This window comes from Geodermatophilus sp. FMUSA9-8 (genome assembly GCF_037034165.1).
Taxonomy (GTDB): domain Bacteria; phylum Actinomycetota; class Actinomycetes; order Mycobacteriales; family Geodermatophilaceae; genus Geodermatophilus; species Geodermatophilus nigrescens.
Window position 1 is genome coordinate 362890 of sequence record NZ_JBAGKE010000003.1, and the last position, 13727, is coordinate 376616.

Here is a 13727-nt window from a genome sequence, read left to right on the forward strand (position 1 = left end):
CGCGCTCCTCGGCCCGGTGTGCTGACGGTGCCCGGTCGGCGACCTAGGGTCGCCGCCGAGGAGGTGACGATGTCGGTCCAGCAGAGCGAGACACCCACCGCCCGGCGGATTGACGCGCCGGGCGCCGCGGGGGTCGTGTTCCGTGCTGCCGGGAGCGGACTGGCGGCGGTCCGCCGGCTCGTCGGTGGTCTGGGCACCGCGCTGCTGGCTGTCCTGGTCGTGGTGGTGGTCGTGGTCACCTCCGTGCTGTGCCTCCTCGGCGTCGGGCTCCTCGGGGTGCCGGCCGCGCTGCGCGCGGTCCGCGCGGTGGCGGACCTTGAGCGCGCCCGGCTCGGCCGGGAGGGCCCCGAGATCGTGCTGCCTGGCCCGGCGCGGAACGGGTTGCGCGCGGCCGTTGCCGAGGCGACGACCCGGCGGGAGCTGGGGTGGCTGGGCTGGCAGGCGACCGGAGGACTGCTGCTGGGCCTGGTCGGTGCGCTGCTGCCGGTCCTCGCCACGCGCGACCTGCTGTTCCCGCTGTACTGGTGGTTGCTGCCCGACGGCCCGACGAGCACCTCCCTGGGCTGGGGCACCGCGGACGGCTGGTCCGACGTGATCGCGCCGGTCCTGCTGGGCGTGGGGTGGGTCGCGGTCATGGTCGGGCTGAGTCCGGGGATGGCCCGGGTGCAGGCGGCGCCGGGACGGCGGCTGCTGCCGCCCGGCCCCGAGGTGGACCTGTCGCTGCGGGTGGCGCAGCTGACCGCCACCCGCGCCGCGGCGCTGGACGCCCACGCCGCCGAGCTGCGCCGCATCGAGCGCTCGTTGCACGACGGCACCCAGAACCGCCTGGTCGCCGCCACCGTGCTGCTCGGGGCGGCCCGCCGCGCGGTGGACCGCGACGACTCCGCCACCGCCCGGGAGCTCCTCGAGCGGGCGCACAGCGCGAACGAGCAGGCGCTGGAGGAGCTGCGCGCGGTCGCCCGCAGCATCCTGCCGCCGGTACTGGCCAACCGGGGGCTGGCCGGGGCCCTCACCGGTCTGGCCGCCACCTGCCCGGTGCCCTGCTCCCTCGACCTCGACCCACTGCTGGACCACGGCCGGTGCGTGGCCTCGGTGGAGGCGACGGCGTACTTCGTCGTCGCCGAGGCGCTGACCAACACCGCCAAGCACGCCCGGGCCGGCCGGGTCGAGGTCACCGTCCGCCGGCTCGGCGAGCGGCTGTCCGTGCGGATCGTCGACGACGGGCGCGGGGGCGCCGACGGCGTCGACGACGCGGCAGGGTCCGGTCTCGCCGGGGTTCGCCGCCGGGTGGAGGCGCACGACGGCACGCTGACCGTGACCTCACCGCTCGGGGGGCCCACCGTGGTGGAGGTGGAGCTGCCGTGCGGATCGTGATCGCCGAGGACGACGCGCTGCTGCGCGAGGGCCTGGCGCTGCTGCTGCGCGCCGAGGGGCTGGACGTCGCGGCCACCGCCGGCGACGGCTCCGGCCTACTGGACGCCGTCGATACGCACTCTCCCGACGTGGCGATCGTCGACGTGCGAATGCCCCCGACCCACACCGACGAGGGGGTGCAGGCCGCCGTCGAGGCCCGGCGTCGCCGTCCGGGGCTGGCCGTGCTGGTGCTGTCGGCCTACGTCGAGCAGGCCTTCGCCGCCGACCTGCTCAGCACCGGCACCGCCGGCCTGGGTTACCTGCTCAAGGAGCGGGTCGGACGCGTGCAGGAGTTCCTCGACGCGCTGCACCGCGTGGCGGCCGGCGGCACGGCCATCGACCCCGACGTCGTCGCCCAGCTGCTCACCCGCACCCGCCCCGACGCCGGACTCGACCGGCTCAGCCCCCGCGAGCGCGACGTGCTCGCCCTGATGGCCGAGGGGCTCGGGAACACCGCCATCGCCGGGCGGCTGTTCGTCACCGACGGCGCCATCCACAAGCACATCCGCAGCATCTTCGCCAAACTCGACCTGCCCCCCACCGACGACGTCGACCGGCGGGTCGCCGCCGTCCTGCGACATCTTGAGGACACCCGCCGCACCTGATCGCAAGCCGCCTGCCCAAACAGCTCCGCGGGTGAGCTGGGTTCCGGCATGGGCCGGCACCTGCTCACCCGCGGCTCTCTTGTTCGGCGACGGGGTCACGCCGGAGAGGCCGTCGTCACGGCCGTGCGCCCCGACGGGCTTGCAGGTGGGAGACGGCCAGTGCACCGACGCACGCGGCGGTCAGTCCGCCGAGGGCGACGTGCCCGCTCCAGGCGACGCCGGCGACGGAGGCAGCCATGTTACCCACGAGAGCAACGACCAGCACCACCCACAGCGCGGTCCGTAGTACCCGGCCCGCCGCGGCGCCCGGTGCTCGCTGGTCGTCGTCCGGGCGGACGTGGGTGGGGGTCGTGATGGTCTGCTGCTCGGTCATGGTGAGCTCCGTCCGGGAGTCGATGTGGGTTGCGGTCTCCGTCGACGTTAGGGACGGCCCGCCGCCTCGCCGATCCCCCGACCTGCACAGACGGCGGTGGTGCCTGCACCACCTGCTCTCGGGCCTCTACGGGAGAGACCCACCCATTCTGCGGCTGGTGTCCTCGGTGCTCCGACGAACCGACCTGACACCGGAGGACCCCGTGAGCACCCTGACCGGCCTCAGCCCCCACAAGCGCACCCTCACGCCCTCGCCGCGCGCCCGGTCGGGCGACAGCGGCGTGCGCGGCCTGGTGCGGCGCTTTCCGACCGCGAGCTTTTTCGCCCTGGCTTTCGGGCTCAGCTGGGCCGCGTGGGCCCCCTACGTGCTGTCCGTGCACGGCCTGGGGGTGCTCGACCTGCGCTTCCCCGAGGTGCTGGGCACCACGCAACTGCTCGGTGGGCTGCCCGGTGCCTACCTCGGCCCGCTGGCGGCCGCATTCGTCGTCACCGCGCTGGTCGAGGGCCGCGCCGGGCTGCGCGCCTGGGCGCACCGGTTGACGCACTGGCGGGTCGGCTGGCGGCGGTACGCCGCGGTGCTGGTCACTGTGCCCGCAGTGGTGCTGCTGAGCACGGTCGCGCTGCCCGGGGCGCTGGCCGGCGCCCAGCCGATCAGCCCGGTGGTCTTGGCCGCGTACCTGCCGATGCTGGTCCTGCAGATCCTCACCACGTCCCTGGCCGAGGAGCCCGGCTGGCGCGACTTCGCCCTGCCCCGCCTGCAGGCCTCCTTTGGCCCGGTGCTGGGCACCACCGTGCTGGGGCTGCTGTGGGGCTGCTGGCACCTGCCGCTGTTCCTCATCGCCGAGTGGGGCGGGTACCCGGAGCAGAGCTGGGTGCTGCCGGTGGTGTTCGTCGCCGGGTGCGTGCCGCTGAGCATCATCATGACCTGGGCGTTCAACCGCAGCGGGCAGAGCGTGCCGCTGGTCATGGTGCTGCACGCCAGCATCAACAGCACCTACACCCTGGTGTGGCCGGTGGCGTTCCCGCACCTGGACTTTCACCTCGACACCGCCCTCACCATGCTGCTGGCCTCCACCGCCGTGGCCGCCGTCCTGCTGCTGGCCACCCGCGGCCGCCTCGGGCTGCCGGCTCCGGCCCGCGGCGGGCACCCGGTCGAGGCGGCGCCGGCGTCCTGACCCGGGCGCGGACCGGTGGTGGGCAGCGCGGCCAGGCCTCCGTGCTGCCCACTCCCGTCTGCCCGACCAGGGAGCGGTCCGGATCGGGCTATCGTCCCGGCGTGTCGACCAGCGAACCAGGAGAACAGACGTGGTGATGGCGGGCCTCAAGCGTCTCCTCGACCGAATGGCCGGGCCGGTGAGTCCCGAGGTGGTGGTCGTGCTGCCCGAGCCGCTCGCCGGGCAGGTGCGCGCCCTGCTCGCCGAGGGCAAGCGCACCGAGGCGGTCACGCTCACCCGGCAGCGGACCCTGCTCCCGATGGTCCCCGCCGTCCGGGCGGTCGACGCCCTCGCGGCCCCAGATCGGTGACCCGCCGCCGGCCTACTTGTCCCTCCCACCGTGTCAGGACCCAGCGTGAGCCCATGCTGAGCATCGGGGAGTTCGCACGTCAGGGCGGAGTGTCGGTGCGCATGCTCCGGCACTACGACGCGCTGGGCCTGCTGGCCCCGCACGACGTCGACCCGTCCACCGGGCACCGGTCCTACACGGCCGGCCAGCTGCCGCGGCTCAACCGCATCAGGACCCTGTCCCCCCTCGGCTTCCCGCTGCGGCAGGTGCGGGCGATCGTGGACGACGAGGTCGCCGCCTCCGACCTGCCCGGCGTGCTGTCCCTGCGCCGCGACGAGCTGCGCGCGCGGATCGCGGCCGACACCGCCCGGCTGGTTAGCGTCGAGTCGCGGCTGCGGGCGCTGGCCGACGGCGCGACCAGCACCCACGACCGTGCCCACCCCCCGTTCACGATCCGGACTCTCGAGCCGGTCCGCCTCGCCGAGCTGACCGCGGTCGCCGACCTCGCCGACGCCGGAACACTCGTTCCCGGGCTCCTCGCCCGGCTCGACCGGCACCTGGCGGACGCCGGTGTGGCGGCCACCGGTCCGCGCACCTCCTACCAGCGGCCGCTAGGCGGTAGGCGGGTCCAAGTGCACGCCGGTGTCGTCGTCGCCGAGGACGCCGACCTGCCGGCCGACGTCACAGAGACCCGGCTGCCCGCCGTCGCAGAGGCCGCGTGCCTGGTGGTGACCGGCGCGGTCGAGGACGCCGACGCCGACGCCCGCACCCTGGCCTGGTGGCTACACGACAACGGCTACCGATACCGCCTCAACGAACCCGCCCGCCAGGTCCACCTCGCACTCCCCCGACGACCCGGCGCGCGCGGAGGTCGAGCTGCAGCTGCCGGTCGAACCGGTGCCCTGAGGATGCACACCACGTCGCCCACCTGTACGGCACCCCGGCAGAAACCATTCGACGGTCAGGCGGAAGAGGGGGGCCGGAGTGCGCACTCTCGTCTCGTCCATCGCCGTTCGCCCCGTCGGCCTGGTTGCTGCTGTCGTCGCTGGGATCGGGACTGGCGAGGGTCCTCGGCAGCGTCACCGACCGTGCGGACGCCAACATCGGCCTGGGGTTGCTCCTGCTGGGCGCGGTGGTGCTCGTAGCGACGCTGTGGGCCAGAGGACGGCGTCCGCGCCCGGGAACGTGGTTCCGGAGTGTTCGTCCTCGTCTCGGGGTGGGTGCTCGTCGCCGTGCTCGCGGCTGCGGCCGATGCGACGTGGATCAGCATGGGCTCCGCCCTGTCCGGCGGTGGGGTCGACCCCGAGGTGTTGCGCAGTGACCTTCGCGAACTCACGCCCTTTCAGGGCTGCCTGATCGGACTCCCCGCGATCCTCGCTCTCCTGTCGGGATACAACACCCCGGGGCAGCCGGTGCCACCCGGAGGCCCGGCGACGCCGACGTAGTCCTGCCCGCGGGACACCGTTACGGCGACCACGCCGAACCGGGGCGCGACGTGGATGAACCAGACACGGTGTGACAGCGGCCGGTGTGCCGGACACAGACAAGGTGATGAGCACCGACGACGCGTTCGCCGCCATGTATCGGGCCCACCACGCGGCCGTCTGCCGATACGTCGCTCGACGACTGGGCCCCGCCGACGACGCCGAGGTCCGCGATGTCGCCGCCGAGGTGTTCACCACCGCCTGGCGCCGTCGGTCCGCCGTCCCACCGGAGCCGCTGCCCTGGCTGTACGGGGTCGCCCGCCGCGTGCTGGCCAACGAGCGCCGGGGCTCCCAGCGCCGCCGGCGCCTGGCCGACCGACTCCTCACGCAGGCACCGGAGCCGACTTCTCCCGTGGACGCCGACCGGCCCCTCGTCCTCGACGCGCTGGCCCGGCTGTCCCCCACCGACCGCGAGGTGCTGGCGCTGGCGGCCTGGGAGGAGCTGGGCCCGGCCGAGATCGCCGTCGTCCTGCGGTGCTCCCGGTCGGCGGCGGCCATGCGGCTGCACCGGGCCCGAGTGCGCCTGCGCGAGGCCATGGCCGCCCTGCACACCTCCGCCGCCCCGGACGCCCCGCCCTCCCCCGTCCTCGATCTCACCAAGGAGCGCCCCGCGTGACCGACAACCTGCGCCTGCTCGCCGCCGCCGACCCCGCCCCACCCTCGCGCTGGCCCTCCGGACCCCTCGACTCCGCCGCCGAGGCGCACCTGCACGCGCTCGTCCGCGGCGACGCACCTGCGCGGGGGGTCCGCCGGATCGTGCTGGCCACCGCCGCCGCCGGCATCGCCGCAACGCTCGCGCTGGTGGCCACCGACGGCCCCGGCATGCCGGGCACATCGACCCCACGGACGCCGGCCCCGGTGGCCGTGCAGCCCGTCGCCGCACCCGCGCCGCTGGCCGTCGACCCCGGCACGCCGGTGCCCTCCCTGGCCGACCTGGCCGCGACCGCCGCCCAGCGCGCAGCCGACAGCCCGCCGTCCGCCGTCCGCGGGAGCCACGTGCGTGCCTGGTACTTGGACTTCGGCGCTCGCGGCGAGGGCTTCCCCGCCATCGTGCACCCCGAGGAGCAGCTGTCCGTGCCCACCGCTGACGGCGGCGTGGTGCTCACCCGGGTCCCCGCCGATCCCATCCGGCCCGGCCAGGTCCGGCTCGGCGCCGACCGCCCGGCGCCGGAAGGCGCCGAGGTCTCCACCGTCGGCTCGGCCGACCTCGCGCTGACCCCCGAGGACCGCATCCCGCCCCCCGCCGACCCGGCCGCCCTGGCGGCCCACCTGACCGCCGTCGCCGCACCCGCGCCGGCGGACCCGCCCGAGCTGCTCGCCGCCCTAGAGCGGGTGCTGCTGCGCTGGACGCCGGGGCCCGCGGAGGACGCGGCGATCGCCGGCTGGCTCGCCCGGCAGCCCGGGCTCACCGCCCTGGGTGCCGTCACCGACCGCCTCGGCCGGCCCGGGGTGGCCTACGCGCTGGACGTCATCGGCGGCGGACCGGCCGGCGACACCCGCCGGACCGTCGTCCTCGACCCGGCCACCGGCGCGGTGCTGTCCACCGAGCTGTCCTTCCTGGCCGACACCGGACAGTTCGCCGTCGAGCCCCACGCGGTCATCAGCTACGTCACCTACGGCCTGAGCTGAGCCGCGCGTCAGTCGGCACGGCGGCCGACTGCGGCGCGCCGGTCGACCAGCACGGTGCGATCCACCCACGGAATGACGCCCACGCGGGCTTTGGACGGCAGACTCCAGGGTGGAGCAGTACGCGGGTACGACATCCGCCGCACCCGGCCTGTGGACGGAGATCGGTGGACCTGCACGACCTGTCCGACGAGCAGCATGACGCACTGGCCGCCCCGATGCACGAGCGGGCCGACCAAGGCGGCCCAAGAGCTCGTGGCCCTCGGGCAGGAGGTGAAGTACCTCGTGCGTCCTGGCTGGAGCGAAGCGCACATCGAGCAGCGCCTCAGGGACCTCGCACCCGCCGAGGACGACCCCGACGCCGCGCTCGTGACAGTGGACCAGGTGGTGGCCGCCGACCCGTACGCCACCTGTTCCCACCGGCGACGGACCACCGTGCGGATCGTGGACGACGCGCACGGCAGACCGCGAGTGGACGGTGTCGGCCGGGTCCTCGTGCAGCACGACGCGTTCAAGGACCGACAGTGGTTGGCGCCGCCCAGAGAACTGGGCGTACCCGACCCGGGGTGAGACCGAGTGTCCCGGCGCATTCCCGGACGATCCCTGGCCCCAGTCGACGAAGTCGACAGCAGTGCCGGTTCGGCGCCGACGAGCACCACGGCCACCTTCCAGCCCAGGTTGTACGCGTCCCGGATGCCGGTGTTCATCCCCTGGCCGCCGGTCGGGGAGTGCACGTGGGCGGCATCTCCGGTGAGCAAGACGCGGCCGGCCTGCAGCAGTCGACCATCCGGACGTTGGCCCGGTAGATCGACAGCCAGGACGCGTCGGTGAAGCGCACCACCCCTTGGCCGGCACGCTCGTCGATCATCGCCTGGTACAGCTCCAGCGACGGTTCGGGTAGGTCGGCCACGTCAGCGGGAATGGGGCACTGCAGCTCCCAGATGCAGGTGCCGGCATAGGGGTGAGCCCTAGCATGCCCTTCGCCGACGCCGCGCGCGTGGACGCGGTCCTCGTCGACGGCATCCGCGCGTTCCTGCGGGCGTACCCCGCCAGCTGAGCTCCTGCCCTCGGTCCAGCTCTGCCGTGCACCGGGTCGTCCTCACGACCGCGCACTCAGTTGGCCTTTGAGCTATCCGTCGGCGATCAGGCGGTCGAGCCATTCGCTGAGGAGCTGCTGCTCTGAAGGGCGCGACCGGCCGCTGACGGTGAGCTCGTCGACGACCTCCTTCGGGCGGTGGCGCGGCCGGAGTAGTGGATCTCGACGGTCATGCCGTCCCGGGCGAGCCGGGCGGCCACGGCCCGGCCGATGCCGCCGGAGGCACGCGTCACGAGGGCGATCCCGTCGGTCGGCATGCCTGGTCACGCGTCCTCCTTGGGAACAACATCTTATGTGGACTACACGGCCATATCATGACAACGGGGATCGGCATCGAGGTAACTGGATGAAAAGCTGTGAAGGAAGTCGGCGACTTCCACCGTTCGAGGCGGTCGAAGGCCGTGGTGTCTCAGAAGTCGAGCCGAACCCCTCGGGGAGGCAGACGAGGAGTGACCACCGACGGACGCGGACGGCCTGCCGTCCCTCGCCGAACTGAGCGCGCTCGCCGCTGCCGGCCCTCTTCGCGCGCCTCCGCGTCGCGGACGAAGCCCCCGGCCGGCCGGCGAGGTACGCCGCAACATGCTGCTCGCTGCGGGTCGACTACTGCTGGCCAAGGGGATGCGCGACGTCACCCTCGAGCGGGCGGCGGCGCTCGCCGGGGCCAGCAAGATGACCTCCAAAAGTGGTGGGCGTCCAGGGGCGCGCGCGCCCTCGACGGCTACTCCGCCACCGCCGGTGCGGTGCTGTCCTTTCCCGACACCGGCGACATTGAGGCAAACCTCAAGGTCCAGCTCGGCTCCTTCATCCGACTCCTCCGCGACACTCCCGCCGGGCGGGTTGTCGCCAGCTGATCGGCAAGGCCCAGACCGATCCGGCCCTCGCCGCCGCCTACCGGGAGAAGTACTCCGCTCCCCGCCGCGCCCTCGCAGTATAAGCGCTCACGCGCGCCCAGCAGTGCGGGCAGCCACGCGGCGACAGCGACCCCCAGGTCGTAGTCGACCAGCTCTAGGGTGCGTGCCACCACCGCCTGCTGCTGCCCGAGCGGCCACTCGCCGAGAACTTCGCGCACGCGCTCGTCGACAACCTCGTGCACGGACTCCGATGACCCCGTCGTGGACGAGGTCCGCGATGCGGATGGGCAGCCGCGACGGCCGAGGCGGTCACTCGCGCCCGGCGCGCAACCCGTCGAGCAGCACCTGGACCATCGTCGCGGGCGAGTCCGGATTCTCGTCGACTCGATCCAAGGCGACGACCGCATCCAGGACCTGCCCGAGGGAGACGTCATCGCGAACTTCCCCACTGGCTTGTGCGGCGGTGAAGAGGGGCTCTCCAGCGGCGATGACGCGGGATCTGCTCTCGTTCAGCACGGACCTGTCACCGCGGGAATCTGCCACCAGCAGCGACGCGAGCGGTCCCTTCTTGGCGCCGGCCGAGTGGAAACCCAGCAGCCAGGTAAAAAAGGCCTGAGCTGGTGTGTCTCCTTGCGCTGCTTGGGCAGCGGCGCATATCTCGTCGACCAGGTGTCGGTACAGCTCTTCGAGGAGCTCGAGCCGGCCGGGGAAGTTCCGGTACAGCGTGGCCATCCCCACCCCGGCCCGCCGCGCGATCTCTGCCATCGACGGATCCTCGTCGGCCTCGGCGAAGGCCTCCCCTGCGACAGCGAGGATCCTCGCCCGGTTTCGCTCGGCGTCCACCCGCCGGGCGGGAGGCGACAGTGGACGTACGACGACACCCCTCGACTCGGAAACGCAAGCACCCACCTTACCGGACAACCTCTTCATTTCCTCGGCTGCGGTGGTGAACAACCGGAGAACCTGTCCACTATCGCAGTGGACATCCTATCCGGTACGTCTCGAGGAGCGTCATGACCCACATGCTGCCGTCCCCGCCCGCCACCACGCCGCCGATCGCGGAGTCGGCCCGCCACGACTTCCCCCGGTTCGTCTGTGTGGACGAGCACCTGCAGTGGATCGGGGGCCAACGGGTGCCCGCGGCCGACGGGCAGACGCTGCCCAACACCGACCCAACCACGGAGGAACCGCTGGCCCGCGTGCCTCGGGGCGGAGCCGCGGACGTCGACCAGGCCGTGCAGGCGGCGAAGCGGGCGTTCACCGACCCGTCCTGGGCACAGATCACCCCCGACCAGCGCGGCCGCATCCTCAACCAGATCGCGGACGTCATCGAGGAGCACGCCGACGAACTCGCCACGATCGACTCGGTCAACATGGGCGCACCCCGCACGCTGACCGGCCACATGCTCGCCGAGGCCAGTGAGACCTTCCGGTACTACGCCGGCTGGCCGACGAAGATCTTCGGCACGAGCGTGCCGCTCTCCGGCGACAGAGTGGGCTTCACCCGGAGAGAGCCCCTAGGTGTGGTCGGCATCATCTGGGGCTGGAACGGCCCCATGGGTCAGCTGCCGGGCAAGCTCGCGCCGGCCCTCGCGGCGGACAACACCGTCGTGCTCAAGCCGGCGGAATCGGCGTCACTCAGCACGCTGCGCCTCGCGGAGCTGCTTCAGTCCACCGACCTGCCGGCCGGCGTGGTCAACGTCGTCACCGGCCTGGGCCCCGAGGCCGGTGGGGCCCTCGTCGCCCACCCCGACGTCGCCAAGATCGACTTCACCGGATCGACCGCGATCGGCAAGCACGTCCAGCAGGTCGCCAGCCAGACGCTGAAGCGGGTCACCCTCGAGCTCGGCGGCAAGTCACCCACGGTCGTCTTCGCCGACGCCGACCTGCACAAGGCCGCGACCGGCGCGGCGGCCGGGTTCCTCGGCAACGCCGGCCAGGCCTGTGTCGCAGGGTCGCGGATCTTCGTCGAGGAGAGCATCCGCGACGAGTTTGTCGCGCTGCTGACGCAGGCGATGGTGACGCTGTTCACGCCGGGCGACCCGCTGACGCCGGGGACCCTCGTCGGGGCGCTGTCCACTAGGGCCCAATTCGACCGGGTCACCTGCTACCTCGACATCGCCGTCCAGGAGGGCGCCCACGTCGTGACCGGCGGTGGCCGCTACGGCGACCACGGCTACTTCTTCGCGCCGACGCTGCTCGACGAGGTGACGCCGGACATGCGCGTGGTGCGCGAGGAGATCTTCGGGCCGGTGGGCGTCGTCGCGACCTTCACCGACATCGACGACGCGATCGCCAAGGCCAACGACACCGATTACGGGCTCGCGGCCTCGGTGTGGACGACGAACCTCACCACGGCCCACCGGATGGCCGCAGGCATCCAGGCGGGAACCGTCTGGATCAACACCTGGGCCGAGATGAGCACCGGCGCGCTGCCGTTCGGCGGGTACAAGCAGTCCGGGCTGGGTCGCGAAGGCGGCCTCGAGGTGCTCGACGCCTACACGCAGTCCAAGGCCGTCCTGATCGCGCTGTAGCCGTCCCCCGTCCGCGCTCCGGCGCCACAGGCCGCCTGTGCGGGGCCAGCGGACCGCAGCGAACCGACCCGGCTTCGCTGCGGCTCCGCTCTGCGGCGGGAGGCGTAGGTGCGCCCGTGCTTCGAGGTGACAGTCCGTCCAGCGCGACCGGGCCCGTCGAGGTCATCGCGGGCGCGACGTCCCAGACACGTTCAACGGCTGCCATCGAACACGGAGGCGGGCCGGCGAGAAGCTGCAAGGAGAGAAGCTGATGAGCGTCCTGACAACGGCGCAATCGTCGCCACTCGACGACGTCGTAACCGACCCAACGGCCGCCGCGCGTCCCCGGTGGGCCATACCGGTCATCGGCGTCGCCAGCGTTCACAGCTCACGAGCGGTCGCACGAGCATGGACTTCACCGACCTCTTCGCCGGCGTGCGTGTTCGAAACATCGCGGAGGCCCGCGCCTGGGACGAACGGCTCCTCGGAAGTGAGCCCGCGTTCTATCCCAGTGACGTCGAGGCCGTCTGGGCGGTCGGCGAGCACCGCTGGTTCCATCTCCTCGAGAACGCACCCAAGGCCGGCAGCGCGCTTGTCACCATCATGGTCGCCGACCTCGACGCGACGGCCAAGGCGATGAGCGGGCGCGGCGTCTACCCGACGAAACTCGAAGACTACGGCGAGGTGCGCAAGTACGTCTTCCACGATCCGGACAGCAACGAGATCGGGATCGGCCAGGTCCCGCAGACTTGAGGCCAGAGCCGACGGTCCCGGCGGCGAGAGTCGTCGAGTGATGAACGCGCGTCGCGGTGGTTCGCCTAGTGGGACGCTGCGGTCGTCCGCGCAGCGACTTCTGCTCCGGTGAATCGATAGGTCCGGCACCGCGCCGGTGCGCCGGTCCACGTCGTGGCAACCGCGGTGCCGGGGACTGCTGCAGAGTCTGCTCCACGGGACGGACCCTCAGGACCACCTTCCTACCGCAGGAGATCGACAAGATCACGAGGGCACACACCTCATGCACTGCGGGTCTCAGAACTCGTGGTGACGAGTTACTGCAGGGTCGTCTGCAGAATCTGTGCCATGGGAACCAGCGGAACCCCCGAGTACCGGGCCCGCCGCCGAGCTCGTGAGCAGCAACGGCGGCAGCACGTCGCCCAGACACCGGCCGGGCCCGCCGATGCAGACCAGGCCGGCGCTTCGGCGGAAGGGCGCGATCGGCGCACCACGGCGACGACCTGCGGATGGTGTGCTGGGCCGATCACGCCGCGCGGCCGGGGACCGATTCCCAAGTGGTGCTCGGCCACCTGCCGGCACCGAGCCTGGGAGCAGGCCCGCGCCGCGGCCTCCGGCCGATCCGCGGTGCAGGTGGTCGAACGGCGGGTCCAGGTCCGCGTCCCCCTGGAGCCGAGTCGGCGGGACTGGCCGACGCTGCTCGGCGAGCTGACCCGGCAGCTGGACGACGGTCGCATCTACGACCGCGACCTGCCCGGCCTCAGTCGGGCACTGCAGCCCGTACTGGAGGCCTACCGCCGGCGGGCCTGCCGGACCGGCGCCCCGGACGTGCGCTGAGCCGGGAAACTCCAGTCCTCCTCCAGCACCAGGAGACGACTGCGGTGGAGCACGGGACCGGAGAGCCGGTGCACCGAGCCGCCGACCGATCGCACCGGCGTCGTCCGGGGTCGTCGACGCACACCGACGTCACCCCGGCGCTTTCTCGCTCGACGAGCCCCCCGAAGCTGGCGCACTTCTCGTCACAACGGATTCGCTCGGCCTGGATGCACCAGGTGTGTCGACTCGTGATCTTGCTGCGCGGTTCGGCGGACGGCATGGGGAGGCATCAGCACGAGTCCAGCAGAAGGGCTGCTCGGCTGGCGACCGTGGTGAGCGGCGCGGCCCGGACAGCGAGCCAGCCTGCGGCGCTGCGGTCCCATCCAGACGCCTGCACGGCCGCGCCCGAGGAGCCGGTCGCAGGCGAGGAGCGGAGCGGCCGAGGCGAAGTGCCCCGTGATCGCCGGTGAGCGGTCACGACCTGCACGCGGTCTGGAGCGTCAATGCAGGTCCGCTCTTGCCACAACCGGCCCGGGCGGAGGAGGCAGACCTGCTCCACGAGCTCGTCCGGACGCTTGGCGACGAAGGTGTCCGCTGCCCCGGCCACCGCGGTCTCGCCGGCAGGCACGACGCCGTGCTGGCGATCGGCAGCCGATGGTGCCACGACCCCGCCGAGCAGGCGCCGATCCATTGCCATCGACCGGGGTGACGTCCCA

General features: G+C 72.8%; 15 protein-coding genes and 1 pseudogene. 12 read left to right on the plus strand and 4 right to left on the minus strand.

All coding sequences use genetic code 11. From position 1 onward, the window contains the following. Positions 1-69: 69 nt before the first annotated feature. On the plus strand, positions 70-1374 hold the full coding sequence (locus WA616_RS08965; protein WP_336029030.1) for a sensor histidine kinase: 1305 nt from the start codon (positions 70-72) through the stop codon (positions 1372-1374). Further along, positions 1362-2018 carry a response regulator transcription factor gene (locus WA616_RS08970; RefSeq protein WP_336029032.1) on the plus strand — a complete coding sequence of 219 codons (657 nt, stop codon included), beginning with the start codon at positions 1362-1364 and terminating at the stop codon, positions 2016-2018. Before WA616_RS08965 ends, WA616_RS08970 begins: the two co-directional genes overlap by 13 nt. Before the next feature lie 115 nt (positions 2019-2133). Here WA616_RS08970 and WA616_RS08975 read toward each other — a convergent pair whose 3' ends face one another. Next, the gene (locus WA616_RS08975; RefSeq protein WP_336029033.1) at positions 2134-2391 is read right to left on the minus strand and encodes a hypothetical protein; all 258 of its coding nucleotides are present in this window, start codon (positions 2389-2391) and stop codon (positions 2134-2136) included. Positions 2392-2593: 202 nt separating this feature from the next. Here WA616_RS08975 and WA616_RS08980 point away from each other — a divergent pair, with 202 nt between their 5' ends. The 7 genes from WA616_RS08980 to WA616_RS09010 all read left to right on the plus strand — a co-directional run bounded on the left by WA616_RS08980 (position 2594) and on the right by WA616_RS09010 (position 7573). Next, positions 2594-3565 carry a CPBP family intramembrane glutamic endopeptidase gene (locus tag WA616_RS08980; RefSeq protein ID WP_336029035.1) on the plus strand — a complete coding sequence of 324 codons (972 nt, stop codon included), beginning with the start codon at positions 2594-2596 and terminating at the stop codon, positions 3563-3565. Positions 3566-3695: 130 nt separating this feature from the next. Beyond that, positions 3696-3914 carry a hypothetical protein gene (locus WA616_RS08985; protein ID WP_336029036.1) on the plus strand — a complete coding sequence of 73 codons (219 nt, stop codon included), beginning with the start codon at positions 3696-3698 and terminating at the stop codon, positions 3912-3914. Between the two features lie 53 nt (positions 3915-3967). Beyond that, on the plus strand, positions 3968-5038 hold the full coding sequence (locus tag WA616_RS08990; RefSeq protein WP_336029037.1) for a MerR family transcriptional regulator: 1071 nt from the start codon (positions 3968-3970) through the stop codon (positions 5036-5038). Positions 5039-5089: 51 nt separating this feature from the next. After that, complete coding sequence (locus WA616_RS08995) at positions 5090-5338, plus strand: hypothetical protein (protein ID WP_336029038.1); 249 nt, start codon at positions 5090-5092, stop codon at positions 5336-5338. Positions 5339-5444: 106 nt separating this feature from the next. After that, positions 5445-5993: an RNA polymerase sigma factor gene (locus WA616_RS09000; protein ID WP_336029039.1), complete on the plus strand. Its 549-nt coding sequence runs from the start codon at positions 5445-5447 to the stop codon at positions 5991-5993. Further along, positions 5990-7006: a hypothetical protein gene (locus tag WA616_RS09005; RefSeq protein ID WP_336029041.1), complete on the plus strand. Its 1017-nt coding sequence runs from the start codon at positions 5990-5992 to the stop codon at positions 7004-7006. The genes WA616_RS09000 and WA616_RS09005 overlap by 4 nt, the downstream gene beginning before the upstream one ends. A 252-nt stretch (positions 7007-7258) precedes the next feature. Beyond that, positions 7259-7573 (plus strand): hypothetical protein, encoded by a 315-nt coding sequence (locus tag WA616_RS09010; protein ID WP_336029042.1) that lies wholly within the window; start codon positions 7259-7261, stop codon positions 7571-7573. Positions 7574-7614: 41 nt separating this feature from the next. Here WA616_RS09010 and WA616_RS09015 read toward each other — a convergent pair. From WA616_RS09015 to WA616_RS09025, 3 genes and pseudogenes are all read right to left on the minus strand, one after another. After that, a pseudogene (locus WA616_RS09015) lies at positions 7615-7821 on the minus strand (FAD-dependent monooxygenase); the annotation flags it as partial. A gap of 996 nt (positions 7822-8817) precedes the next feature. Next, positions 8818-9192: a hypothetical protein gene (locus WA616_RS09020; protein WP_336029044.1), complete on the minus strand. Its 375-nt coding sequence runs from the start codon at positions 9190-9192 to the stop codon at positions 8818-8820. A gap of 67 nt (positions 9193-9259) precedes the next feature. Then, the gene (locus tag WA616_RS09025) at positions 9260-9880 is read right to left on the minus strand and encodes a TetR/AcrR family transcriptional regulator (RefSeq protein ID WP_336029281.1); all 621 of its coding nucleotides are present in this window, start codon (positions 9878-9880) and stop codon (positions 9260-9262) included. Between the two features lie 83 nt (positions 9881-9963). Here WA616_RS09025 and WA616_RS09030 point away from each other — a divergent pair, with 83 nt between their 5' ends. The 3 genes from WA616_RS09030 to WA616_RS09040 all read left to right on the plus strand — a co-directional run bounded on the left by WA616_RS09030 (position 9964) and on the right by WA616_RS09040 (position 13032). Then, on the plus strand, positions 9964-11484 hold the full coding sequence (locus tag WA616_RS09030) for an aldehyde dehydrogenase family protein (RefSeq protein WP_336029045.1): 1521 nt from the start codon (positions 9964-9966) through the stop codon (positions 11482-11484). A 387-nt stretch (positions 11485-11871) separates the two neighbouring features. Further along, a complete protein-coding gene (locus WA616_RS09035; RefSeq protein WP_336029046.1) occupies positions 11872-12216 on the plus strand; it encodes a VOC family protein in 345 nt (114 codons plus the stop codon). Positions 12217-12822: 606 nt separating this feature from the next. Then, on the plus strand, positions 12823-13032 hold the full coding sequence (locus WA616_RS09040) for a hypothetical protein (RefSeq protein WP_336029047.1): 210 nt from the start codon (positions 12823-12825) through the stop codon (positions 13030-13032). Positions 13033-13727 lie beyond the last annotated feature (695 nt).